20 protein-coding genes and 1 CRISPR repeat array are annotated in these 23,818 nt (G+C 56.3%); of the genes, 13 read left to right on the top strand and 7 right to left on the bottom strand.

What is annotated here, in order from left to right:
• Window positions 1–204 precede the first annotated feature (204 nt).
• A complete protein-coding gene (locus CORAM0001_RS10165) occupies window positions 205–405 on the bottom strand; it encodes a hypothetical protein (RefSeq protein WP_005511817.1) in 201 nt (66 codons plus the stop codon).
• 199 nt (window positions 406–604) lie between these two features.
• Window positions 605–1,933 (bottom strand): PepSY-associated TM helix domain-containing protein, encoded by a 1,329-nt coding sequence (locus tag CORAM0001_RS10160; RefSeq protein ID WP_005511832.1) that lies wholly within the window; start codon window positions 1,931–1,933, stop codon window positions 605–607.
• A gap of 146 nt (window positions 1,934–2,079) precedes the next feature.
• Between CORAM0001_RS10160 and CORAM0001_RS10155 the strand changes: the two genes are divergently transcribed.
• Window positions 2,080–3,117, top strand: coding sequence for an aldo/keto reductase (locus tag CORAM0001_RS10155; RefSeq protein WP_040361931.1), 1,038 nt, complete (start codon window positions 2,080–2,082; stop codon window positions 3,115–3,117).
• Window positions 3,118–3,124: 7 nt separating this feature from the next.
• Here the strand turns inward: CORAM0001_RS10155 and CORAM0001_RS10150 are convergent, their stop codons facing one another.
• Entirely contained in the window at window positions 3,125–4,114 is a 990-nt protein-coding gene (locus CORAM0001_RS10150; protein ID WP_005511833.1) for an LLM class oxidoreductase, read from the bottom strand.
• Window positions 4,115–4,188: 74 nt separating this feature from the next.
• On the opposite strand from CORAM0001_RS10150, the gene CORAM0001_RS10145 reads away from it, so the two are divergent.
• Window positions 4,189–5,058: an alpha/beta fold hydrolase gene (locus CORAM0001_RS10145; protein ID WP_005511836.1), complete on the top strand. Its 870-nt coding sequence runs from the start codon at window positions 4,189–4,191 to the stop codon at window positions 5,056–5,058.
• On the opposite strand, the gene CORAM0001_RS10140 is transcribed toward CORAM0001_RS10145, so the two are convergent.
• Complete coding sequence (locus CORAM0001_RS10140; protein WP_005511828.1) at window positions 5,059–6,543, bottom strand: flavin-containing monooxygenase; 1,485 nt, start codon at window positions 6,541–6,543, stop codon at window positions 5,059–5,061.
• 113 nt (window positions 6,544–6,656) lie between these two features.
• Here CORAM0001_RS10140 and CORAM0001_RS10135 point away from each other — a divergent pair, with 113 nt between their 5' ends.
• A complete protein-coding gene (locus tag CORAM0001_RS10135; RefSeq protein ID WP_005511826.1) occupies window positions 6,657–7,610 on the top strand; it encodes an NAD(P)-binding domain-containing protein in 954 nt (317 codons plus the stop codon).
• On the opposite strand, the gene CORAM0001_RS10130 is transcribed toward CORAM0001_RS10135, so the two are convergent.
• Complete coding sequence (locus CORAM0001_RS10130; protein ID WP_005511843.1) at window positions 7,567–8,088, bottom strand: GNAT family N-acetyltransferase; 522 nt, start codon at window positions 8,086–8,088, stop codon at window positions 7,567–7,569. The genes CORAM0001_RS10135 and CORAM0001_RS10130 overlap by 44 nt on opposite strands.
• Before the next feature lie 649 nt (window positions 8,089–8,737).
• Between CORAM0001_RS10130 and cas7g the strand changes: the two genes are divergently transcribed.
• The 7 genes from cas7g to CORAM0001_RS10095 all read left to right on the top strand — a co-directional run bounded on the left by cas7g (window position 8,738) and on the right by CORAM0001_RS10095 (window position 19,532).
• Entirely contained in the window at window positions 8,738–9,883 is a 1,146-nt protein-coding gene (gene cas7g, locus CORAM0001_RS10125) for a type I-G CRISPR-associated RAMP protein Csb1/Cas7g (protein ID WP_425265870.1), read from the top strand.
• Window positions 9,884–9,885: 2 nt separating this feature from the next.
• Entirely contained in the window at window positions 9,886–11,451 is a 1,566-nt protein-coding gene (gene csb2 / locus CORAM0001_RS10120; protein WP_005511841.1) for a type I-G CRISPR-associated protein Csb2, read from the top strand.
• Entirely contained in the window at window positions 11,444–14,095 is a 2,652-nt protein-coding gene (gene cas3g, locus CORAM0001_RS10115; RefSeq protein WP_005511839.1) for a type I-G CRISPR-associated helicase/endonuclease Cas3g, read from the top strand. Before csb2 ends, cas3g begins: the two co-directional genes overlap by 8 nt.
• The gene (locus CORAM0001_RS10110) at window positions 14,092–15,126 is read left to right on the top strand and encodes a hypothetical protein (protein ID WP_005511838.1); all 1,035 of its coding nucleotides are present in this window, start codon (window positions 14,092–14,094) and stop codon (window positions 15,124–15,126) included. Before cas3g ends, CORAM0001_RS10110 begins: the two co-directional genes overlap by 4 nt.
• The gene (locus tag CORAM0001_RS10105; RefSeq protein WP_005511840.1) at window positions 15,123–16,724 is read left to right on the top strand and encodes a CRISPR-associated endonuclease Cas4/Cas1; all 1,602 of its coding nucleotides are present in this window, start codon (window positions 15,123–15,125) and stop codon (window positions 16,722–16,724) included. Before CORAM0001_RS10110 ends, CORAM0001_RS10105 begins: the two co-directional genes overlap by 4 nt.
• A complete protein-coding gene (cas2, locus tag CORAM0001_RS10100; protein WP_341864602.1) occupies window positions 16,634–17,023 on the top strand; it encodes a CRISPR-associated endonuclease Cas2 in 390 nt (129 codons plus the stop codon). Before CORAM0001_RS10105 ends, cas2 begins: the two co-directional genes overlap by 91 nt.
• 176 nt (window positions 17,024–17,199) lie before the next feature.
• Window positions 17,200–17,959: direct repeats of the CRISPR family, unit length 37 nt; unit sequence GTTGCTGCCACTTCGGTGGCAGCCTTTCATTGAGGCA.
• Between the two features lie 343 nt (window positions 17,960–18,302).
• Window positions 18,303–19,532: an HNH endonuclease signature motif containing protein gene (locus tag CORAM0001_RS10095; RefSeq protein ID WP_005511825.1), complete on the top strand. Its 1,230-nt coding sequence runs from the start codon at window positions 18,303–18,305 to the stop codon at window positions 19,530–19,532.
• Here the strand turns inward: CORAM0001_RS10095 and CORAM0001_RS10090 are convergent.
• Window positions 19,529–19,855: a transglycosylase family protein gene (locus CORAM0001_RS10090; RefSeq protein WP_005511827.1), complete on the bottom strand. Its 327-nt coding sequence runs from the start codon at window positions 19,853–19,855 to the stop codon at window positions 19,529–19,531. The two genes, CORAM0001_RS10095 and CORAM0001_RS10090, sit on opposite strands and share 4 nt — an antisense overlap.
• A gap of 93 nt (window positions 19,856–19,948) precedes the next feature.
• Here CORAM0001_RS10090 and CORAM0001_RS10085 point away from each other — a divergent pair, with 93 nt between their 5' ends.
• Window positions 19,949–20,962 (top strand): App1 family protein, encoded by a 1,014-nt coding sequence (locus tag CORAM0001_RS10085; RefSeq protein WP_005511818.1) that lies wholly within the window; start codon window positions 19,949–19,951, stop codon window positions 20,960–20,962.
• Window positions 20,959–21,651 carry an AAA family ATPase gene (locus tag CORAM0001_RS10080; RefSeq protein ID WP_005511842.1) on the top strand — a complete coding sequence of 231 codons (693 nt, stop codon included), beginning with the start codon at window positions 20,959–20,961 and terminating at the stop codon, window positions 21,649–21,651. The genes CORAM0001_RS10085 and CORAM0001_RS10080 overlap by 4 nt, the downstream gene beginning before the upstream one ends.
• Here the strand turns inward: CORAM0001_RS10080 and CORAM0001_RS10075 are convergent.
• Window positions 21,635–23,017 carry a DHA2 family efflux MFS transporter permease subunit gene (locus tag CORAM0001_RS10075; protein ID WP_005511829.1) on the bottom strand — a complete coding sequence of 461 codons (1,383 nt, stop codon included), beginning with the start codon at window positions 23,015–23,017 and terminating at the stop codon, window positions 21,635–21,637. The genes CORAM0001_RS10080 and CORAM0001_RS10075 overlap by 17 nt on opposite strands.
• A gap of 76 nt (window positions 23,018–23,093) precedes the next feature.
• Between CORAM0001_RS10075 and CORAM0001_RS10070 the strand changes: the two genes are divergently transcribed.
• On the top strand, window positions 23,094–23,510 hold the full coding sequence (locus CORAM0001_RS10070) for an iron chaperone (RefSeq protein WP_005511837.1): 417 nt from the start codon (window positions 23,094–23,096) through the stop codon (window positions 23,508–23,510).
• The last annotated feature ends 308 nt before the right edge of the window (window positions 23,511–23,818 follow it).

The following is a 23,818-nucleotide window of genomic DNA, read 5'->3' as shown; positions in this document are numbered from 1 at the left end:
AGTACTTCGTCATGCGCTTACCCTCCTGCGTATTTGTGCGGGGATACTATCCTCCTCATAATCAAACCGGAATTGCCCTGCTCGTGCGGGAGAGCCCGAAGGCGATAGAACCTCCGCTAACCTCTCCAGCGACAATTCAGGGGTCCCAGACCTGATTTGGGACATTAGAAACTTCACGCCACGAGTTTGCACATTGATTGCTATTTATGGCTCGTGTTCAGGGGAAACTTTGATGCTGACTGCAATACTGCTGTGATCTACATTTGGCTCAATAGTGTCGAGATAGTCCCGCACCTGCTGCTCGGCATTGTCAAGGTGAGAAACACTGGTGACATTGTCTTCATCCAGAATCAAATCCCATCCTTTTTCCCACTGCTTAGCGATGACGTGAATAATTGCACTCATCTATGCTCCTTTAAGCGGTGCGACGCGGTTTTAGAAACCTCTCCTGCCCTCACGGGAAACCTATCAGGATGGCCGGATTAGGTTTTCGAACATCGGTGTTCTCTTCAAAGTTGGGAAAACGAGTCAGCCTTACGCGACGTTTCCCTGCCCCCGGAACATCCCCGCTCACGCAGGGAACCCGAAGGCGACAGAACCTACACTAACCTCTCCGGAGCTTCCGCCAGGCCCAATCAATAATCACGAAGCCAACGAGCGTCACACCGAACAGTGGTGCAACTACCGAGTAGGCAATCAACAGCGCCACAACAGCCGCTGCAACACCCGGACGAATATCTCGCCAGCGCGTTGGCGCCGGGAACCTGCCCGGGCGACCACCTCGACCGCGTCCAAACCACATGGCGTAGCCGCGCACAATCATCGCCAGCAGAGCAACACCGATCAGCGCCAGGACCAGCTGATTCACCCACCCAAACAGGATTCCCATGTGCGCGTTAATCAGCCATTCGGTCAGCTTCGCCGGCAGCGGCCAGTCCGCAAAATGGATCCGATCGACCATCGCTCCGGTCGACCCGTCAACGGTGACGGTCTCAATGCCCATCCGCCATTCCTCGCGGGCTTCCTTGGCCATCCACACCGTGCCAGCTTCCGGTGGTGTCAGTTCGACTTTCCCGGACAGCCCCTCGGCACGTGCGAGGTTCATAACACTATTCGCCTCTGACCAGTCATAATTCGCTGGCGCAGTTGCAGTTATGGCTGGTTTCGGCGCGTACCAGTCCATCGTCTCGCGCAGCTTAGCAATACCCGTTCCAGCCACCCACGACCACGTCAGGCCGGTGACGGTCAGGAACAAAAGTCCAACGCTGACCGCCACACCAACATTCGCGTGACGACGCATATGATGCGCCCTCTTACTTGTTCCCTGTGTCCGCTTGCGGCGCGAGCGATCCCACCAAAGCCAAAGGCCACCAATAGCCAGTGCACCCATCCAGGATGCTGCTGTCTCGGAGTAGAGGCGACCAAAGTTGCTATCAATCCAGAGCCTGCGGTGGCCTTCCGAGATCCAGGCCCGCAGTGGCAGCGCCGCCGAGGAGCCGTACTGCACCAGGTCGCCCTTGATGCTCAGGTCGCCTGGGTCGACGAACACCGCATGTCGGTAGGACTCCGACTTCAACTGCTCATCGTTGAACATGACTCGCGTTGTCTGTCCCGGCTTTTCCGGGACCTGCACTGCGGTCACCGGCAGCTCAGGATGCACGCGCTGCGCGACCTCAACCTGCTTTTCCAGAGGCTGTGCGGGAAGGCTTGAAGTTGCAGTTAGTTCTTCGTGGTAAACCACCTTTTCTATGCTCGGGGCGAGGGCATACGCCACGCCTGTGACAGCTGCAATAACGAGTAGCGGCGCAACGAGGATGCCTGCAACGACATGGATTCGGTGCAGTAATGCTCGTGGCCCACCATTTTTCTGAGTCTGTGCGACGGGGTTTGCGGCTGGCGTTCCAGCGGCATCGCCTGTGGCTATTGAAGTCATGCTCTATTAGTCGGACGAACCGCCTCACTTGTTCCCCAGCAAGCTCACTTTTATTAACTTCCAGGGGTAACCATTTGGCCACGCGCCCCGTTGTCGGCCACATCGTGCGCAACTATTCGTCGTAAAGCCCGCGTACCCTTGAAGACATGGCTTATCCAGACGTGTACCGCGCCAATGACAACCGCTATGAGACGATGCCATACAACCGCTCAGGCGACACGGGGCTAAAGCTTCCAGCCATTACGCTGGGACTTTGGCATAACTTTGGTGATGACCGGCCGCTCGAGACGCAGCGTGAAATCCTGCGCACCGCGTTTGACCACGGCGTCACGCACTTTGATCTCGCCAACAATTACGGCCCACCACAGGGCTCTGCGGAGGCGAATTTCGGTCGCATCATGGCCAAGGATTTCGCTCCCTACCGCGATGAAATGATCATTTCCTCGAAGGCCGGTTGGTACATGCAGGATGGTCCCTACGGCTTCGGCGGCTCGCGGAAATACCTCGTGGCCAGCTGCGATGCCTCGCTGAAGCGCATGGGCTTGGATTATGTGGACATTTTCTACCACCACCGCCCCGACCCGGATACGCCTATCGAGGAAACCGTCGCCGCCCTCGACTTCCTCGTCCGCTCGGGACGCGCGCTCTACGTCGGCGTGAGCTCCTACTCCCCCGAGCTGACTCGCCGTGCACAGAAAATTGCCCGTGAGCTGGGCACTCCGTTGACCATTCACCAGCCGAGCTACTCCATGTTCAACCGCTGGATCGAGGACGAACTGCTGGAAACCTGCGCCGACAAAGGCATGGGTGTCATCGCCTTTTCCGCGCTTGCGCAGGGTCTTCTCACCGATCGCTACTTGGATGGCGTGCCGGAGTCCTCGCGCCTCGGCGCGCACAAGATGAACTCGGGGTTCCTCAACGACGACACGCTCACCGCCATCCGTGAGCTCAACGCCATTGCTTTACGACGAGGCCAGTCTCTGGCACAGATGGCCATCTCGTGGGTTCTCCGCCGTGACGAAGTGACCTCCGCTCTGATTGGTGCATCCTCGGTGGAGCAGCTGAAAAACAGCCTCGGCGCCCTGGACGCTGCGCCGTTTAGCGATGAAGAACTCGCGGAGATCGACAAGTGGGCCGTCGACCGCGGGATCAATCAGTGGCAGGGCGCTACGGAGTCTGTGTAGTCGGCGTCTATTCAGTTGGCGTATCGAGCGTCGGCAGCACATACTCAATCAGCTCATCAATCTGCTCTTCCGCATCCCGCTTAGAGGTGCGGAAGTTGATGCTGACGTGATTGATGCCGAGCTGTCGCTGGGAGTGCAGCAGTTCGATGAGCTTGTTGCGGCCAATGCGGTAACCGAAGTGACCGCCCTGCGCAGGTGCGTCGGGGTCTTCATGCAGATCAATCCACAGTGATTCCAGGAAGGGTTTGAACACGTCCTCGCCGCACTCCTGAGCCACCGCTTCCTGCCAATTGGCGATGTTTTTCTTCTGCATCTCCAAACCCTTGTGGTACATGAACCACCCGTCGGTATGCGCGGCCTTCCACTCCAGGCTCTGCTGACAGGAGCCGGTGGCCAACAGCGGAACTCGGCGTGCCAGCGGTTTGGGCACCACGTCCGATCCGCCCATCTTGCCCTCGGACCACCGGATAGGCCGGTAACTGGTGCTGAGGGCCTTTTCATAGACCTCGATGTGCTCGCGGAAACGCTCGCCACGCTTGCCTTTGTCCTGGTTAAAGGCGGGGAACTCCTCGGGGCGGTCGCCGGTGGCAACGCCGAAGAGGAAACGGCCGTCGGAAAGCCTGTCCAGCGTGGCAGCGCGCTTAGCCATCACCAACGGATGCTGGAAGGGCACGACGATGGCACCCGTGCCGAGCGCGATGTCGGTGGTGTGTGCGGCGATGTAGCTGAGGTACATCCAGGGGTCGTAGACCTGGCCGACGTCGCCGAATGTTTCCACGCGCAGCGGGATGTCGCGCGCCCACACCGCCGCGATGCCTGCGCGTTCGGCTTTCTGAATCAGCCGAATCTGATTGCTCAGCGCGTCCTTGGGTTCTGCTTCGGCATCCTGCTCGATGGGCAGACTGAGCCCCACAGTTAGCCTGCCCGGCGCGAATGTGCGCTGGTAACCGGACAGTTCGCCGATGGGCTTGTCCGAAAGATCAAACAGCGAGCTCATGGTGCTCAACGGTAGTACAGCTGCCGCCGCGAAAACCGCGGAATTTTTAGTTTTGCTCAGTGTATTATCGGTGAATGGGCTCCACGACTAGTAACTTCCTCACCACGAATCACCACTCGGACAAGACAGCGATTGCCTATTCGCTACACCAGCACCGCGGTTCCAACCTCCCGATCTTGGTACTAATTCATGGTGTGTGCCATTCGCGGCATGCCTGGGATGATGTAATTGCGCACCTAGTCGACGATTTCCGCGTCATCACTGTGGATCTTCCTGGGCATGGCGAATCGGGGCGGCCAACACTCAAAACCTCCGCCAGCGAGGACATGGGCAAGCGCATGCTGGCCGAACTGCGCGCTTTCTTGGATGAGCTATCCACCACGTTTCCCGACGCCGATGCAAAACCGCATATCGCAGGAAACTCTCTGGGCGGTTACTTCGCCCTTGAACTTGCACGTCAGGGATATGCCGCATCGGCGGTGGCTTTTAACCCCGCCGGCTTTTTCCACGGCAAACTCGACCAAATCCGCACTGCCAGCCAATTCCTGGTTTTGTATGGCACTGCCAAGGTGCTTCGAAAGCTGCTTCCGACAATGGCAAAAACAAAAGTGGGTCGTACGGCGATGTTCGGAATGTTTTCCGCACGCCCCTGGAAATTGTCGCCTGAGCAGGTCAGCCGGGATGCCGCGGGGCTGCTCAAGAACAATATCTTCCTGTCCGCGCTCGACACTGAGTTCTCTTTTTCCGCCGATACCGGCGAGGCAGCTCAGACGTGCTATTGGGGCACCACGGATCTGACTCTCATTCGAGGCTGGAAGCGTCATTACGACGTGCTTCCCAATGCTGAGCTCCACCTACTACCCAAGCTCGGCCACGTGCCCATGGTCGATGATGCTCGACAAGTCGCGGCTGCCATTATGGCCAGTGCACAGCCGCGACCGTAGCTAACGACTGAGCACATAGGCTCCATCGTCGAACTTCCTGGTCTTGGCCCTAAATAGCCAAGTCCAGCTCGGCCATACGGCCGGGGCATTGCCGTGGGCGTCGCGATACCAGGAACCGCAGCCGGTAATCCAAACTGTTGTCTTCACCCGCTCCCGCACCCAGTCATTCCATTTATTAAATGCCTGCTCGCGGACTTCCGCGACGTTCACCCCGGCACGTTTTTTGGCTTTGAGCATTTCGACAAAGTACTTCACCTGCGACTCGATCATGTAGATCATGGACGAATGCCCAAGCCCTGTGGCAGGTCCCATAATCATTGTCATATTGGGGAAACCTGGCACGGTGGCACCCTTGTAGGCGCTCATACCCTCACGCTGCCATTTGGTGGCTAGGGACTGTCCACTACCGTCGTGTACCAGGTCAAACGCCGGTGAATCCGTCACGTGGAATCCGGTGCAAATAATTAGCACGTCAATCGTGCGCTCAGTGCCGTCGACTGTAGTAATCGAATGCGGACCGACCCGGTCGATTGGACTCGTGACAAGCTCCACATTGTCCCGGGCGATTGCGGGGAAATACGTATTCGAAATCAGCATCCGCTTGCAGCCGATAGTGAATTTCGGTGTCAGTTTTTCGCGCAACTCAGGGTCTTTCACCTGCATGCGCAGCATCCCCTGCGACAGAAATTTAATCGGCGTCATGAAGCGGCTGTCCCGCGTTAACCCGGGAATCTGGAGCTCGCGGAAAAACCAGTCTTGAGCACGCACAACTCGGCGTAGCCCAGGGATTTTACGAAGCGCCGTACGTTCAATGCTGGTGTAATTCCGATCCAGGCGCGGAATCACGTAGGGCGCGGTGCGCTGGTACACATCGAGGCGGCCAACAATGGGCGCAATCTTGGGGATGATCTGAATTGCCGAGGCACCAGTGCCGATGATGGCGACTCGCTTATCGCGGAGGTCAACCTCGTGATTCCAGCGCGAGGAGTGGAAAACCTCCCCAGCAAAGGTCTCAATGCCCTGGATGTCAGGCATACGCGGCTCACATAGAGCGCCCACCCCCAGCACCAGCTCCTTGGCCGCCCATGTGGTTCGGGCACCAGAGTCGATGTCTTCAGTTACCACGACCCAGCGGGCAGCGTCGTCGTCCCAGCGGGCATCGACCATCTCGGTTTTAAAGTGAGCGCTGCTGTACAGCCCATGATTCCTTGCAACCTCACGCTGATACTCATAAATTTCAGGCTGCGTGCCAAAGCTGCGGGACCAGTCGAAATCCTGAGCAAACGAGAGTGAATACAAATGGCTCGGAACATCGCAGGCAGCCCCTGGGTAGGAATTATCCCGCCACGTGCCCCCGAAATCATGACCACGGTCAATAATGTGGAAGTCGTTAATCCCCTCTTTTTGCAACGCAACGGCTGTTGCCATGCCGGAAAAGCCGCCGCCAACAATTAACACATTCGTTTCTTTATCGAAAGTATCCATAGGGCAAGCTTAACCACCACCCAGGCCGCAGCGACCAATATTGAAAAACTTTTCTTCACTGCCACAGTATTACTGTGGCGGATCACCACAGCGCTCGTCGTTAAGCTGGAACCATGCTTGAGGATGTCATCATCGTCGGAGGCGGCCAAGCTGCCCTCGCTACCGCCTACTACCTGCGCAAATACGGCATTGATCCGCTTATTCTGGATAATCAGCCGGCTCCCGGCGGCTCGTGGCGCAGTGTCTGGCCCTCGATGACACTGTTTTCCACCTCAGGTTTCTCCAACCTTCCGGGCATCCAGATGCCCGATTATGACGGCTTCCCGCCCGCTTCCCATGTGATTGATTACCTCAACTCCTACGAAAAGCGCTACGAACTGCGCGTTCAACGCCCGGTTAACGTCACCCACGTCACCCACGACGGCACCTTCCACCTCACCAGCGATGCCGGAGACTTCGAGTCCCACCAACTCATCGCCGCTACCGGCAACCGCCCCTTCGTCCCGCACTACCCCGGCACGACCTCCGCAAAGCAGTGGCATTCGGCCAACTACCCAGGCCCCGAACCCTTCGACGGTTCCCGCGTTGCCGTCGTTGGCGCGGCGAACTCGGGCGCCCAAATTGCCGCTGAACTGGTACTTTCCGGCATCGACACCACCTGGTTCACCCGCCACGAACCGCGCTGGATGCCCGACGACGTCGACGGCCGCGTCCTGTTCAAACGCAACCGTCAGCGAGCACTCGCCATCGCACGTGGCGAACCCGACCCCGGCCCCTCCGACAGTATCGGCGACATCGTTGTCCTGCCGTCCGTCCGCAAAGCCCGCGACTCCGGTGCCCTCACCTGGACACCCATGTTCTCTTCGCTTGACGACGTCCACGCGGACCACCTCATCTGGTGCACCGGTTTCCGCCCCGCGCTCAGCCCCTTCCGCAGCGTCGACTCCGACCTCATCGAGTTCGTCGGCTACGGCGACTGGGTTGGCCCCGGTGCAGCCACGATTATGGGTGTTGGCCCCTTCGCTAAGCGCGCGGCTGAGCGGGTGGCTGCTCGTCTGTCAGCATGACCTGCATTAACAACATGTCCAACCAACGCCCGTTCTTTGTCCCTACCTGAGGCAATAGCCCAACGCGCTGGAAACCATATTTTTCGTGCAGCGCAATCGACCCCTCGTTGCTGCCGTCGATTGCTGCCACCAAAACGTGCTTTCCCGCCTCCCGAGCAGCATCAATGGTCACCTGCAGGAGCTTCCCGCCGATGCCCCGGCCCTGAAAGTTCGGATGCACGTAGATGGAGTTTTCCACTGTGTACCGAAACCCGTCGAAGTCACGAAAGTCACTAAAGGTGGCATACCCAGCGACTTCGTCGTCAAGCGTGGCGACGAAAACCGGGTAATCCTTGTCCCAGTGAGCTTCCATCCATGCAATGCGATTCTCCGCACTGACCGTGCCATCGTTCCAGATGGCGACGGTGTTGCTTACGGCCTCGTTGTAGATTTCCGCGATGGCCTCGGCGTCCTCCCGCGTTGCTTGTCGGATGATCATGGTTTTGCTCCCCCGTTGTCTGCGCTGTTTTCTACCTCGCCCAAATCGAACTTCGGTCAAACAGTAGCAATCTGGGACTTCTAGCTAGATATCCGCGTCTGATAGGGGTTGAAAATCCCAAAGTTGACAGCCCCGCTAGCTAAACGGTCTTAGCGATATCTTCTCCGACCGATCTCCCCTGGCGAATTAAAACTCACATCCTGCCAGTGGGACGCCTGCTGCCATGCGTATGATGTACGCAAGGTAACGTGGCCTTTCATTGAAGATTTCTATAGACGGTGGAAAGTTAGGCTTTCCTTTTTGACGTCACGTTACCACTCGTCTACGAGAAGCTGGCCCGCACCAATCACTCGTTGGCAAACGGCAGAAATCGACCGCTCCCCCGGGCTCGCACTGGAAATAAGACATCAGGGTGCACGAGACTCTTCTAGCTACTTTCTATAAACCGTTGAAAGTATGAAAACACTGGCATTCCCAACCTTGCTAGATTGGGGTTACGACGACACGTCTTTGATTACAAACCCAAAGGATAACGTCGGACTCATTTCCCCGAATATTCTCCCAACAGCTATTGACCACCTTTTTAGGAGGAACCGTGTTGACCTATTCCAAACTCTCAGAAGCGTGTTCACGTGGCGGAGCCAACGCCTTGACATCGGTCACCAATTTACAGCCTGCGGCAGGAACACACGCGTCGGTGGCTCCCGCGAAGTTCGTTGACCGGCAAGAATCGGTTTTCGCTTTTGAAACCCGTTACATCGACGGTGAACCGCAGACTGTGGTGATAATTGATTCAAAGCAGTCCGCCAATAACCGTGCTGAGTTGGCTCTCGCACACGACATTGAAGCAGGAAACAGGGTTCTTTCTCGCATGCCACGTATGCGTGTGACCTACCCAAGTGGGGAGGAATTTTCCGACCTTCAGCTTCCCCACCGGTTTGCTGATGGTCACCTGCGAGCAGCCACGATTGATGGAGTTGAAGCAACAAAGCACCCTGCTTATAAAGAAGTCCGCAATGCCACCACGGACAACATCACAGCGCTGGTTAATGCTGCTCCAATCGCCGCCGTCTTCGGTGCCTGGGATTCCACCCGCCCCAAGGGGCAGCTACGGCTTCCCAGTGCCCTTGTTGGCGAAGTCATCGGTGTCCTGGCAGACCAGGAATGCAGCGGTAAAGAGCAACAATCACTACGAGGTGGAGCACGTGTCGATCCGCTAGCGATGAGCGTGCGCCTCACTCCGACTGATGCCCAAAAACTGGTGGATGCGCAACGCGATGAGCTAAGCCCGAATCTGGTTGACAAATTTGAAAATCAAGTCAAGAAAGCCAAAAAAGGTGAACTCATCTCCGCATCACCCCTGGGTCTAGGCGGAATTCCTCCCACGCTCGAATCTCTCGGCGGAGTCTCATGCCGCAACATCATTCGTTCGTGGGTTCTGAGCTTTGCAACGCTACGCCAGCTACGTTTCGGTGGCACGGTGGAGCAGGACATTGCCGGCCGTGCCCTCCTAGCTGCTCTCGGTGTCGCACTCATAGCTCGAGCCGAAGAAGAGTTATACCTTCGAGCCAACTGCCACCTAGTTGAATCCGGAGTTCCTGTGGTCACTCTGGACAAGCGCTTCGGAGAAACCGAGAATCTCAAACCCTTCACGGTGGAAGCCTCTGACGCATTGCTTGCAGAAGCTCTGGACAAGGCTACTTCTGCCGGTGTCGTTGACTGGCATGGACAGGTCCTTGAATTCCAGGGAGACCCAGTAATCCTGAGCGGCGCTATTGAGAAATCCGAGGCATAACCATGGAAACCACCACGCTTGCTCTGCGTGTGCGGTTCCTCAGAGGCATCTATCAAGGGCATTCCCCCGACAAAAGCCCTGAACTTATGCCTCAGCCAGCACGTTTACACTCTGCATTGCTCAATTCTGCAGGCAGGGGAACAGCCGCTATTCGCACCGCAAAAGGGTTCTTACGTCCCTCGGAAGAATCGATTACTGCTCTCAAGTGGCTGGAACAGCACGCCCCCGACGGCATCGAGGTGCCTGAACATCGCTGGCTTGATCCTGCGCACAGAAGATTCATCTACCGCAATGTCAGTTCTGTGAACTTTAAGCACCGCACAGAAGAACGTGCAATTTCTGACGGTGTGACAGTCGCCTCCCACTTTGGGTTCATGTGGAACAACGTCCCGGTGAGAATCGCTTCAACTATCGAGGATCTTACGGGGGACATTGCCTACATCGGCGAAGCCGAAAGCATCGCGGTTGTCGAGCCGGGCGAAGTCACTCCAACACTAGTACTCGATAAGACATCTTCCCCCTTTAAGCGAGGTGGTCTTGGGTTGGAGTGTCCTTCACCAGGTCGCACAGCTTATCTTCTCAATCAATTCGAGAATCTACGCAAACAGAAGCCCCCCAAAACCGAGAAGTACAGTAAGTCCGAACTTCCAGTTGCTCCGCCGGTGCCCCGAGAGTTCATTACTCGACATCGCTATGCGGGTGTCAAACAGCAGCCGACCACAGGGCCGTGGATGCATGTCGTTTTCCTTGGTTTGCCGGGAGCCGAAGTCCCAGTTCACCTTAGGGTGGAACTGGCGAAGGTAGTCCACCGGGCAATTGTTGCTGCCGTAGGCTACGGTACCTCCCCCATGATTACCGGCAAGTACCCAAAGTCCCTATCGAATCGACCGGCAAATCATCTTGCCGTGCATTATCTACCCCGCGTAGAAGCGAAACGTTTCGGTTATGACCACGGTGTGGTCATGCTTCTTATTCCCCGCAGTGCAGAGGAGCTAGATTTGAAGCAGTTGACGACGGCGCTGCCCTCTGTAGCCAAGAACGGACTATGGTCACGACGGTTAGGCAAACGGAAAGTGACCTTTAATGGACATTCCGTTCCCGCCACTGATTTTTGGCCAGAACCGGAAACAGGAATGAAACGTTTATGGTTTACCGCTACACCAGTGGTGCCCGATACGCGCCCGGTAAGCGAGCAAAAACTGGGGCGGAGATGGAATCTACGTGACGCCGGGCTCTTGTCTGTTGCATTCACATTCAAAGATGACCTCGAATTCTCTGGTCGACACGAAACGCTCTATTTGAACGCACGTGACACCGCACACCAACTAGGGTGCCGCATCCTAAAGGCGAAGACGGTGGCCGGGAAACCTCGCGACTACGCGCACACCATGCCGAAATCCGTAAGCATTCAACCATGGTCCGGCATCGTTGATCTCGGAGGCCTACACCCGGAAACTGGCATGGTCGCTATCGGACAGTCTCGGCACATGGGTGGCGGCTTACTTGTACCGCACGACGTAAAGCTCGAGGAGTATACGCGACTCATGGAAGGAATGCGGGATGCCTGAACAAACCGTGAAAAGATCACGCTTCGCCGAGTTTTTTGCTGCTGTAAACAATGGACACACTCCTTTTACCTGGCAAGAAGAATTACTCGGCTACATCCTTGACCATGGAGAATGGCCACGTCAGGTGACGGCTCCCACTGGGGCCGGGAAATCTGCGGTTGTCGATATTCATATCTTCGCTAATGCGGTGGCATCGGCTGATGGACCTCGGATTCCTCGCCGGCTGCACACCGTGGTCAACCGTCGCGCTCTTGTTGATAACCAGGCGGATCACGCGCAGCGCATCAAGAAATTACTACAGATGGCGATGAAAGGGGAGACCGAAAACCCAATCCTCCAGGAAGTAGCTGAGGCACTGTGCAAGTTGCGGGGAGACTGCGATGACACTCCGCTGGAAGTGGGTCATTTACGAGGAGAGCTTCCCACAAGGACTCTCCCACTTGAGGAGCTGTCTGCGTGCAGTGTAATTGCCGCGACTCCAGATATGTGGGGCTCTCGCCTGCTGTTCCGCGGCTATGGTTCAAGCAAATACGCTCGGCCGAGAGAAACCGCCTTGGTCGGGATGGATTCGGTTGTTGTCGTTGACGAGTCCCACCTAAGCAGACAGCTGGTAGCCACTGCACGTAGGGTTGCCCAGCTGCAACGACGGGAACAGCACATCGGTGTGCCAACACTGCAAGTTACGGAAACCTCTGCGACAGTAGCCACCGATGAGGATACCGCGGCAACAGTTGCTGTACGCGCACGGGAACTATCGGGCGACTGCGATGCTTTGCTGCGCAAGCGTTTCTTCGCGAACAAAAAGTTCACATACGTACCGGTCAATCGGTGGGACGGGCGCCCAAAAAACTTGCAAGTTATTAATACTGCAGTCGAACATGCTCAGCGCCTCCACAACACACATGGCGCCACTGTCGGCATCATAGTGAACCATATAAAGACCGCCACTTCCATTGCCTCTACGTTGCGAAAAGCAGGTCTCACGACCTTGACCCTTGTCGGACGAATGAGGCCATGGGACCTTGAGCAGCTGCGTAAGAAACACCCAAATGCCTTCACCGTAACCGGAGACTCAACGGTGGATGTCATTGTTGCCACACAAACGCTTGAAGTAGGCATAGATATAAGTTTTACATCCCTTGTCACCGAATTAGCTCCCTCTTCATCGCTTGCGCAACGGTTCGGGAGAACTAACCGGCTCGGTAAATATGACAATGCCGACATCATCGTTATAGGTCCGCCAATAGATAAAAAAGTCACCAAAGATGCACCGCCCTATTCCGCTAGCGACATGTGCTCCGCAAGGCAATGGGCAGAAAAACTCGAAGAGGCAGGATCTGCGTCTCCCGCTGTCCTGGAGAAGATTCCACCTCCTCCCAGCGAACTGTCCAGGGTAGTCGAGCAGCGAATTGAACTAGCTGACCTTGATTTCTTATCCCGAACTTCTGACCCTCTTGTCGCGGAACCAAGCCTGGAGCTTTGGCTGCGCGACAGTCTGGAAGATGACACAAAGGCACTAGGAATTGTTGTGCGCGACAATCTTCCGACTGATGGCATAGCAACCCTCGAACTTCTGAAGGAGTTTCCCCCGTTTGCGGAGGAAGTCTTCCCCGCCAAGTTTTCTGAGATTCGAAGTATCCTCCAACGTGATAGAAACTTGCGGGTATTTTTATACCGTGACGACGATGTTTTCACCTTTGACGCATCTGAGGACGGATTAAAACCGGGTGACATCATCATCGTCGACGAAGGGCTACGTTTCACAACTGAATTTGTTGTTGATGAACACCCGTCAGATGACCCCCCACGTCAGGTGGTCATCGACGACGCCTCGCGCCCCCTAATAAAAGTGCACTCACCGAGTGACAGCGAAGCAGAGAAAAATATATTCCGCCAGCTCGTCAATTTAAATTCCTCTGAGGCCGCAGAAAAACTCGGCGTGGATATGCAGAACTGGGAAGTCGTCTTGTCAAAGACGATAGTCGACTCGAATCGCCGTGATGCCGTTGCCTGGTACGCCCTGAAGCCCCTGGTAGCAGTAGGTTCAGAGATTTTGCAAGAGTGGACACCGTCTACCCGTGCCGTCTTTTTGAAGGAACATCAGAAGGAGGTAGCGGAACGTGCCCGGCTCATTGCAGATTCACTTGGAATCACAAATCCTTACGCTGAACAGATCGAGCGGGCTGCACTGCACCACGACGATGGTAAATCTGACCCACGATTCCAAGCGATGCTAGGCCGTATCAAGGACGAAGCGGAACTTGCGAAAAGTCGCGAACGGACAAAACAAGAGGTGCACCGGGCGCACATGCTCAGTGGGCTACCCGCAGGGTGGCGCCATGAACAGTTGTCTGCACTACTACTCGCACAAAAACACGGATTGGCCTCTGACAATGAAATAGCACTGCGAGTAGTCGGGACGAGCCATGGGCGAGGAAGACTGAGTTTTCCTCACGTAGGTGCAGAAATTCTTAATGAGGAAAACGATGCCATTTTGCGTGATATTGCTGAGCACTTATTCACTACAGGTGGTTGGGACTCGTTGATTATGCGGACGAATCGGAAATACGGCCATTACGCGGTGTCTTTCGCTGAGGCAGTTGAACGTGCTGCTGATGCCCAGATCTCGAAGGAGACGAAGTGACGCAACGCATGTTAATTGCCGGAAATGTGTCAAGCGCGTTGACACATTTCGCGACCTATGGCCTAGCTCTTCTCATTGACTCAGATATTGATGGCGCTGAGTCACGTGTCTTTTTTACCGAAGAGGCCTACCCACGAGCAATTCTTGAAATTGATGGATGCGCGCCACCCGATGTTGCAACGGCGTTGCGTGCTATTGCTCAGCGCTGGGCGGACCGAAAATCCTGGGCACAGGCAACAATGGAATATCCCGATGGAAAACAAACCGTAGCGCGATCACCTTTCTCGCCGCGCATCAAACAGTTCGGCGATTCTTTAGTCTGGGAACGACACAGTTCATTTCGCAACAACTACCTGGATTCTTTATCCACTGATTCCATGGCTCTCCAATTCATCCAAGGATTAGGTGAAGCAGCGTATTGGCGTCAAGAATCCAATTCTCCACGTCCAGACGAGGGAGCTTCGCGATGGGAGATGAAAACACGTAACCGCGGGGAAGAATTTATCGTCCATCGCCTGGCACCGTTAGTAACCGAGTTAGCCGTGTGGTCCGTGGGGCAGATTCTTGGGGGCCTGGAAGGAAAGATTCTCAATGATGTTATCGGAAAAAACAAAGCTGACTCGCGCAGCGCATCAGGGTTTACCGCCCCACGACCGACAGATAATGCATTGGCTTTCGCTGCTTTACTCGGAATGAGTATGGTGCCACCAATCCGGAATATCGATGCGCTCAGCGTAACCCCAGGAGCCTATCCACAAAACATCACACATCCTAACTGGATGGTGTTGCCAGTCCCCACAACTCCGGTCACAAGCGAACGGCTGCGCAGCATACTGCTGTCAAAGCAGCTCGATGAAGTAGCCAAGTCTGTGCTCGAAATGAACGGTAATCGACTCAGCGCACCCGAGGCTGGGAAAATCTGGCTACGTAATCGTGGCGTGCCTGCCGTGGCGGTCTTTTCCATTCTAAAAGCCGGCAGCGCTTCTGCACCTGAACGCCAAGTCCTCAACGGAAACCTGGTGGTCTTATGACTCTTCCCGATACCGAATACCTACCAATCAGCCTTGTATGTCACACTGTATTTTGTCCGCGACGAACATGGCTCGAAGCCAATGGTGAGAAGACGGATACCTATCAGATGGAGGCAGGATACTCGGCCCATCGTCGAGTAGATAGCCCAGGGCAATCGCGCCCCAACGAACTGCGGAGTTTAACCCTGCGCTCAGATACACATGGGCTGGTTGGCAAAGCGGACCTCGTCCATACAGATGACGTCTCCGTACGCCTGGTTGAGTACAAGGCAACGCCCCTTCGAAAAACTGCCACAGTGACCCAAGCTCAAAAGGTGCAGCTTGCTCTTCAAGCATTGTGCCTCGAAGAAAGCGGGTTCTTGGTTTCCGGTGCCTCAGTCCGATTCACGGATCACAACCGAACCATCCCGGTGGACCTTTCCAGTCACCTCCGTGAAACAGCGCTTGATTACGTGGCCCAGACACAGGAAATCGTCGAGTCAAGGAATGCTCCTGCCCCACATATCGATGATGCCCGCTGCAATTCATGCTCCCACCTATCAGTATGCCTCCCAGACGAACGTCAGCAGAAAACAGTGCGGCGGCGTATCCGCGCTGCCAATTCAGGTGGTCAGCTTCTGCACGTTACGGTCCCTGGTAGTCGTGTCTCATTGCCCCGTGGTCGAGTTCGCATTTCTAAGCACAAGGAAGAGTTAGCGACGGTCGCCACCGAACAAGTCGACGGCATTGTCGTCCACGGCAACATTGATATTTCTGCAGCATTACTTCGTCAGATGCTGTGGCGACGAAACCCTGTAGTGTGGTGTTCTTCTACAGGACGTGTGTATGGGTGGTCGCAACCAGCCGATGGCCCCAATGGTGCTTCGCGAATGAGACAACACGTTCTTTTTCAAAACGGTTATCTCCCAATTGCCCAGAAAATGATTTTTGCCAAGTTACAAAACCAGGCAACGTTTCTACGAAGGAATTCCCGTACAACACCCGATACAACAATTTTGCGTGAGTTGGCTCGCGCTGCATTGGAGTGCACCGACATAAACCAACTATTTGGGATTGAAGGAGAGGGCGCTAGCTACTACTTCTCGAATTTTGGTGGATTAGTCAAAATACGCGCAATGGAGAAATACTCCTTCGAATGGGTTGGTAGACACGGTCGAGGTGCAACAGATCCCATCAATATTCTGTTGAATTATGCCTATGGAATGTTGACGGTCGAATGTATCCGTGCGCTTGTCTCGTGCGGACTAGATCCCCATGCCGGTGTTTTACACAGTAGTAGCCGAAACAAACCGGCTCTGGCACTTGACCTGATGGAGGAGTTCCGACCAATCGTCGCTGATTCAGCCGTCATTGGGATGTTGAATAAGTTGGCATTCCCGCTACGCGGATTCAGTAGGAATGGTGAGGCTCTAAGGCTTTCCGATGATGGCAGAAAGGCCATAGTCCGATCAATTGAAAACCGTCTTGAAGAAGAATTCACGCATCCAACATTTGGATACAAAGTGACATGGCGTCGAGCCATCGAAGTACAAGCACGAATGCTGCTCGGAGTCATCGATGGAACGCAACCGTCGTACAAAGGTATCGTGACACGCTGATGCGAAAAGACACCCGTCGCACCATTATCACCTACGACATCCAGAATGATCGGAGGAGAACAAAAGTGGCCACGACGCTAGAAAGCTACGGTGATCGAGTCCAGTACAGCGTCTTTGTTATTGATATCCACCCAGCTGCGCTACTTCGTCTCAAAGAGGAAGTGCGAAAGATAATAAACAACCGGGAAGACTCAATCCTCTTCTGTGACTTGGGGCTAGTCTCCCACCTCAGCGAAACTCACTACTCTTACCTTGGGCAAGAACGCAAGGTTACCGGCAGTGGACCGTTAATCGTCTAACGAGCATTCCTTACTCTCCAACAACGAGAGTGGATGCTCTCCCCTCAAAACATGCAGGTAAACACTGTTTTTCCGTGTCTTCCGCATGTTGAAATGCCGTGCCGACGAAGGCCAGAGGTAGGATACTCGTAAACCTTCTTGAAAAGCCTGTTCAGCGGGCTATATTCGAGGGGGCTGTTGCTGCCACTTCGGTGGCAGCCTTTCATTGAGGCTTCTCGCCAGCCTTCGCCGCCTTCACGACAGAGGTGTTGCTGCCACTTCGGTGGCAGCCTTTCATTGAGGCGCGGCTGACCCAGCAGAAGCGGCAAACATGGCAAACAAGTTGCTGCCACTTCGGTGGCAGCCTTTCATTGAGGCTCGACGGGGGCCGTCCCGTCGGGGCCGGTGTCGTCGGTTGCTGCCACTTCGGTGGCAGCCTTTCATTGAGGCATCAACTAGCCGAAGAGTTAGGGGTCACCATCACCACAGTTGCTGCCACTTCGGTGGCAGCCTTTCATTGAGGCACCGCTGCATCGCCGTCGCGGGGCACCGATCCCAGGTTGCTGCCACTTCGGTGGCAGCCTTTCATTGAGGCACGTCGGGGTACCCTGCGTCGATGGCGGCGGTCGGTTGCTGCCACTTCGGTGGCAGCCTTTCATTGAGGCGCAAACGTATTCGCTAACCAGTGGGAGCCAGACGGCGTTGCTGCCACTTCGGTGGCAGTCTTTCATTGAGGCGCTTTCGTCGTCGCGTCATCGTCAGCCTGTGGGGTAGTTGCTGCCACTTCGGTGGCAGCCTTTCATTGAGGCATGGACGCGCAGGGCGGTTTCCTGCAGTTCGGTAATGTTGCTGCCACTTCGGTGGCAGCCTTTCATTGAGGCACGCCGAGGACACCGAGCGCTGCTGCGAAACCGTAGACGGTTGCTGCCACTTCGGTGGCAGCCTTTCATTGAGGCATGAGCCCGTCGGCCTCGGCGTCCTCCCGTGTTGCTTGCCGAATGATCATGGTTTTGCCCCGTTTTCTGCGCTGGTTTCTGCACTGGTTCTTACAGCTCCGCCTTTATAGATGCGAGATTATCAAGCTTCCATTTTCGAACGGGTGTTTTATTTATATTTTTCCGCAACCCTCCATGCGCAACCCGCAAACAACCTGGTAACAAGCGCTTTTGTAGTCAGCCGACACCTACAAAAACCATTCAAAATCTCTCATCATTTCTCTTTACAGACCAGAACGGCACCTGTACGATAGCAAGTAAGTTCGAAAGAAAACCGACAACCATTGGAACACCAGGGGGATCCAATGAAGTCCGAACAAGTACCCGAACCATATTGGGCTCATGAGAATCCCGAAGATGAGCTCTCAGCACTCGCGCGGGCTACTAACCGCACCCACCTTGAGTTGATTGAAGCCTGCTGCCCTGCAGGCGATGATGACGTTGAAAACCATGCCGCTCGCATCAGCGTTCGCCTGGGAATCACCCGCAGTGAAGCACTGCGTATCTGTGACATTGGCCTGTTGCTGGAGAAAATGCCTCAGCTAGCGGCCTACGCCCGGGAAAGCTGTGCATTGTCCATGCGGCAACTCGGCATCATTGCACATGGCGTGGTCGGCATCGAGCCGGATCAAATACCCGATGCGGAGAAGAAAATTCTGGCATTGGTTACGCCACGGAAGCGTCGTCAAGCGATGATTGGCCCTCGCACGCTCACTACCAAAATTGGTGATATTGCTGCGGATTTGGACGACCGTGCTCGCGCCGACGGCACAATTCCCACCATCACCGATACGGAATCGGTGACTCTGGTGGAACGCCCCGACAGCTACTCCCAAATCATTCTCACGCTGCGCCCGGACCGCGCCTACTTCGCCATGTGCGCAATTGAAACGGTCTTCCGCGCGAATGAAGAAATGACACAGGCGGATGCATTTGTGGAACTGATTCACCAGCGCACCGATGCGGAGGTTGTGCTCAATGTTTTCCGCGAACCCCACAGTGATGACGCCTGGCTGGACGGTGCCGGCTGGCTAGGCGCGCTGGTCACGGAAGAGTGGATGCAAAAGGTGACGCATGTCCGCCTCTCAGCAGACAGCGCCACCAATGGTTACCGCCCAACCCCAGCGCAGGTTGCCCGCGTCCACGGTCGTGACGGCACGTGTCGCTTCCCCGGCTGCGAAGTCCCAGCGTACAAGTGCGATATTGACCATATCGCACCGTACAACCAGGAAGACCCCGAAGCCGGTGGCCCCACCGACACACAGAATCTGCACTGCCTATGCCGGAAGCACCACAACCTGAAAACCCACAAGCTCTGGGATATCACGGCTTATGAGGACGGCTCAGAGGTGTGGTCCTCTGCCGACGGCATTACCGCGGCGACCGTCCCGGCCGGACCATTAGCCGGGTTCGGGCGACAGACTTTTGACAAGCGCGCTACTCAGAAGACGAAAGCACGCCATGACCACTACATGAAGTGGTGGCTGTCATTCGCGGCGGTGCCAGATCTAGTCTTTGATGATGGGGAGGATTAACCCAGCGGGCCACCGCAGTTCGGCCATGCGCCAGCACCCTGGGAGGCAAGCACACGCTCACCAATCTCAATCTGCTGCTCCTTGGTGGCCTGGTCAGCCGTTGGTGCGTACTGATCACCGCCGTGGCCGCTCCAGGTCTGCTGCGAGAACTGCAGTCCGCCGTAGTAGCCGTTACCGGTATTGGTCTGCCAATTTCCGCCGGACTCACATGCCGCAACCTGATCCCAGGCGCTAACTGATGCAGCGTTAGCGGCGGCGGTCGGGGCAGCAATCATGCCTGCTGCCACGGCGGCGGATGCGATGAACTTACCGGAAAAACGCATAAAAAGAGAACACTCCTAAAGGGTTGACTTTTCTCTTGGCCGACCAACCTACGCGCACCCTCCCCCGCCCTGTCAACCCGTATCCTGGAAAGCATGTCCGTGGCAGATGTCGTCCGCAAGACCGAGAGAAGAATCAACGCGCTGGCCGCCAAGCGTTCCAAAAACGCTGGTTGGGAACCGGAAATCATCGGATTCACCGGGTACGGAAATGCAGAGCGCGTTCGCGTATTCGGCCGTGTCCTCCTGAAGGATCCGGCCAAAAAACGAGACGAAGAACGAAACAAAAAACGCGGGTTTTGGCAGTTCTTTACCGTCGAACTCGCGGACTTTCCCGTCACCATCACTGCCGGCAATCGCACGGTGGAAACCACCACGGATAGCAACGGCTACATCGAGGTGCTGGTTCGGAATCACGGCCTCGAACCCGGCTGGCACGAGATCACCATCAACGACACTCCCGCAGAGGTTCTTATCGTCTCCCCGGAAACCAAATACGGCATCGTCTCCGATATTGATGACACCGTGTTGGTCACCATGCTGCCGCGCGCCCTCATCGCCGCCTACAACTCCTGGGTCAAAGAGACAGACGAGCGCAAGGCCGTCGCTGGCTTCAGCGAATTCTATGCGCAACTTCGCCGTCGTTACGCGAGCAAAATCGACGAGGACACGGACGTTCCCGTCATCTATCTCTCTACCGGCGCGTGGAACACCTTCGGCACACTAAAAGAATTCCTGTACCGCAACAAGCTGCCGAAGGGACCGCTACTGCTCACCGATTGGGGGCCAACACCCACCGGCCTATTCCGCTCGGGCAAGGAACATAAGAAGGTGCGGCTGCGGGACCTGTTTATTGACTTCCCCGAGATCAACTGGATCCTCGTCGGCGACGACGGCCAATACGATCCGCTTATCTACGGCACGGCCGCGGCGGAACATCCGGACAAGGTCGCGGCCATCGCGATCCGCAACCTCACTCCCAGCGAGCACGTGCTCTCCCACGGCACGGCGGTGCCAATTGAAAAACTGGAGAACAAGGAGGTCCCATTCATCGAAGGCGCAGACGGCTTTGAACTGCTCAAACAGCTCGACCAGCTACCGCAACCATGATCTATCTCCGTCATGCCCGTATTCACGATGATGCCGAGCTCCCGGCGTACGTCGTAAAGCTCGCCCTGCCCTTCCCCATGGCCTTCACCACGCCGATTACCATCCTGACCGGCGAAAACGGCAAGGGAAAGTCGACAGTGCTGGAGGCGTTGGCGTCGGCGATGGGTGTCGATACGGACGGCGGCTCACGGTACAAGACGCAAGAGCGCACCTCCCCGGTTCCACTGGCGCTGACCAGGCGCAATCCCCCGGATACGTTTTTCTTTCGCGGCGACGCGCACCTGAACCTCGCGCGCTATTACGAGTCGCTTGGGCCGCTACCAGGTGGCAGAGAAATGGCAGACCTCACCCAGATGAGCCACGGCCAATCCATCATGGCGCTGGCCAAACGTCGCTTCGGTGCCGAATCGCTGATTTTCCTTGACGAACCCGAAGCCGGCCTGTCGGTACTGCGCCAGCTGGAACTCCTCGGCCGCCTCGGCGCGCTCGCGGAAGCCGGCGCACAAATCATCATGGCGACGCATTCCCCCATCCTGCTCGCCGCGCCGGAAGCAACGATCATTTCGCTTGACGACGCCGACACCACCCACTTCGAAGACACCCTCGCGGTACGGGCGACCAGGGATTTCCTAGCCGATCCCGTCGGCATCGCGGACTACATGGTGGAGCGTTTTACTTCGGATTCTTAAGCCCCAGCGCCGCCACGACACCCAGGGCCGACAGTGCCACCGGCAACCACATCGCGTCACTCATGGCGGTCGTGAAGTCGCCATGGTTGCTGCTGAGCGCCGCAGCCATGACGGTAGCAATCAGCGCGCTCCCCAGCACACTGCCAATCTGGCGGATGGTGTTGTAGACACCGGAGGCGGCACCGGCGAGGGTCGGGTCAATGTTGCGGGTCGCGGCCGTCGACAGCGTGCCCCAAATAAACGCGTTTGCCACACCGAATGCGGCGCCCGGCAGTAGCAGCCACAGCACGGAGAGGTCCTCGTGGATGAGGTAGTGGAACCCGAGCATGCCCACCAGCGAGGACCCAAAACCAATCAGCGCGAACTCGCGGAACTTCAGCCGATCCAGCATTCGCCCGGTCCACGGCGCCATAACACCAGAGATGAGTGCCTGCGGCACGAGCAGTAGTGAGGCTTGGATGGTCGACAGGTCGCGAGCATTCTGGGCGAAGAGGATGATCGGGAAACCAACCGCGACCACCAGCGCGCCCATCACGGCGATGGCCAATGAGGAGATGGTGAAGTTTCGATCCTTGAACAGCAACAACGGCATCAGCGGTTCGGCCATCGTCTTGCTCTCCCACACGGTGAACAGACCGAGAACCACCGCACCAGCGACAATCAGCGCCCAGATCCAGCCTGCCCAACCGGCACTTTCGCCTTCCTGGATGCCGAAGACTAGCAGGAACATACCAATCGCACTGAGCACGACGCCGAGATAGTCAATCTTGTTGCGGTGCGTTTCAAAGGCCGGCAAGTAGCGGAACGCAAAGACAAGCCCGACCAGGCCAATCGGCACATTAATAAGGAAGATCCAGCGCCAGCTCAGCAGCTGAATCAAAATGCCGCCGGCCAGTGGCCCCGTCAGCGAGGCAATTCCGGCCGCCGCACCCCATAGCCCCATCGCCGCACCACGATGCGCCGGCGGAAACATCTGCGTAATCAACGCCATCGTCTGCGGCGTCAGCAGCGCGGCCCCCAGTCCCTGCACCACGCGGGCAATGATCAGCATGCTTAACGACGGCGCCAACCCACACGCCAGCGACGCCAACACGAAGATAACCAGGCCCGCTACATAGGTGTGCTTGACTCCCCAGAGGTCACCGAGCCTGCCGGTAATAAGCAACGGCACAGCATAGGCCAGCAGATAACCACTGGTCACCCACATGACCTGGTTGAGCTCACCGCCCAGTTCATGCTGGATGGTGTTGATGCCAACAGTGACAATGGTGGCATCGACCAGAATCATGAAGAAGCCGAGCAACACGGTCCACAGCGCAGGCCACGCCTTTTTGGGATCAAACTGAGTATTCAAATCTGTAGCCACTCGGAGTCATGTTAGTTGATGGCACGGTGTTAGTTAAGGGCACAGTGTTAGTTGACGGCACGGTAAAATCCGGACCGTGGCTGTTCAGCATATGACCGACGAAACCATCGCCGAGTTCTTCGCCGACCACCTCTCGCGGGTAGATGATGACACGCAGCGCGCAGTTGCCCTCGAGGTGTTGGAATGGGTTCACGAAAAGTACCCGGAACTGGGCGTTCGCATCGCCTGGAATCAACCGATGTTCACGCTCGGCGGAACGTTCATCATCGGTTTTTCCTACGCCAAGAAACACATGGCGATTGCCCCGGAACGCGCTGGTATTGAAAAGTTCTCCGACGAGTTCGATGCCCACGGCCTCTCCTACGGAAAAATGATGGTCCGCTTTCCCTGGCCAAAGGACGGTAAGGCCGAGTCCATGCCGCTCGACCTGCTGGCCAAGATGATCGAGTTCAACATGGAGGACAAGCGCGGGATGACCAAGTTTTGGCGGTAGGTCGGGGTTAATTACCAGCCCGGGAACGCGAGCCAGTTGCAATGCCAGCTAGCCGACGCATCCGACGACTTGTGGCCACGCTATTCACCTATCGATGCGCTGTAGCGTGTCCACAAGTGAATAGCGCATCGACAAGTGAGAGGGCCTGGCCCACAGCGTGCGCATAAGTGCCGAAAAACCATCGATAAGTCAGGGGAATCCCTCGATAAGTCCCCGAAACCTAGCCATAAGTGCCGGACAGGGTTACGGGAGAGTTAAAGGACAAGCCAACAACCTCAGCTCAGCATCTGCCCTGTTTCAACACAAGC

The sequence above is a fragment of the Corynebacterium amycolatum SK46 genome, from assembly GCF_000173655.1.
Taxonomy (GTDB): domain Bacteria; phylum Actinomycetota; class Actinomycetes; order Mycobacteriales; family Mycobacteriaceae; genus Corynebacterium; species Corynebacterium amycolatum_A.
Note: the sequence above shows the minus strand (reverse complement) of the source record. Positions and strands in the feature narration are given on the sequence as shown.

What these genes read in the sequence shown, in the direction of transcription:
- CORAM0001_RS10080 (WP_005511842.1), top strand. Translation starts at nt 20,959, where the DNA reads ATGATCTATCTCCGTCATGCCCGTATTCACGATGATGCCGAGCTCCCG.
- csb2 (WP_005511841.1), top strand. Translation starts at nt 9,886, where the DNA reads ATGGAAACCACCACGCTTGCTCTGCGTGTGCGGTTCCTCAGAGGCATC.
- CORAM0001_RS10140 (WP_005511828.1), bottom strand. Translation starts at nt 6,543, where the DNA reads ATGGATACTTTCGATAAAGAAACGAATGTGTTAATTGTTGGCGGCGGC.
- cas3g (WP_005511839.1), top strand. Translation starts at nt 11,444, where the DNA reads ATGCCTGAACAAACCGTGAAAAGATCACGCTTCGCCGAGTTTTTTGCT.
- CORAM0001_RS10150 (WP_005511833.1), bottom strand. Translation starts at nt 4,114, where the DNA reads ATGAGCTCGCTGTTTGATCTTTCGGACAAGCCCATCGGCGAACTGTCC.
- CORAM0001_RS10085 (WP_005511818.1), top strand. Translation starts at nt 19,949, where the DNA reads ATGTCCGTGGCAGATGTCGTCCGCAAGACCGAGAGAAGAATCAACGCG.
- CORAM0001_RS10130 (WP_005511843.1), bottom strand. Translation starts at nt 8,088, where the DNA reads ATGATCATCCGACAAGCAACGCGGGAGGACGCCGAGGCCATCGCGGAA.
- CORAM0001_RS10145 (WP_005511836.1), top strand. Translation starts at nt 4,189, where the DNA reads ATGGGCTCCACGACTAGTAACTTCCTCACCACGAATCACCACTCGGAC.
- CORAM0001_RS10155 (WP_040361931.1), top strand. Translation starts at nt 2,080, where the DNA reads ATGGCTTATCCAGACGTGTACCGCGCCAATGACAACCGCTATGAGACG.
- CORAM0001_RS10095 (WP_005511825.1), top strand. Translation starts at nt 18,303, where the DNA reads ATGAAGTCCGAACAAGTACCCGAACCATATTGGGCTCATGAGAATCCC.
- CORAM0001_RS10090 (WP_005511827.1), bottom strand. Translation starts at nt 19,855, where the DNA reads ATGCGTTTTTCCGGTAAGTTCATCGCATCCGCCGCCGTGGCAGCAGGC.
- cas2 (WP_341864602.1), top strand. Translation starts at nt 16,634, where the DNA reads ATGGCGTCGAGCCATCGAAGTACAAGCACGAATGCTGCTCGGAGTCAT.
- CORAM0001_RS10135 (WP_005511826.1), top strand. Translation starts at nt 6,657, where the DNA reads ATGCTTGAGGATGTCATCATCGTCGGAGGCGGCCAAGCTGCCCTCGCT.
- CORAM0001_RS10160 (WP_005511832.1), bottom strand. Translation starts at nt 1,933, where the DNA reads ATGACTTCAATAGCCACAGGCGATGCCGCTGGAACGCCAGCCGCAAAC.
- CORAM0001_RS10165 (WP_005511817.1), bottom strand. Translation starts at nt 405, where the DNA reads ATGAGTGCAATTATTCACGTCATCGCTAAGCAGTGGGAAAAAGGATGG.
- CORAM0001_RS10105 (WP_005511840.1), top strand. Translation starts at nt 15,123, where the DNA reads ATGACTCTTCCCGATACCGAATACCTACCAATCAGCCTTGTATGTCAC.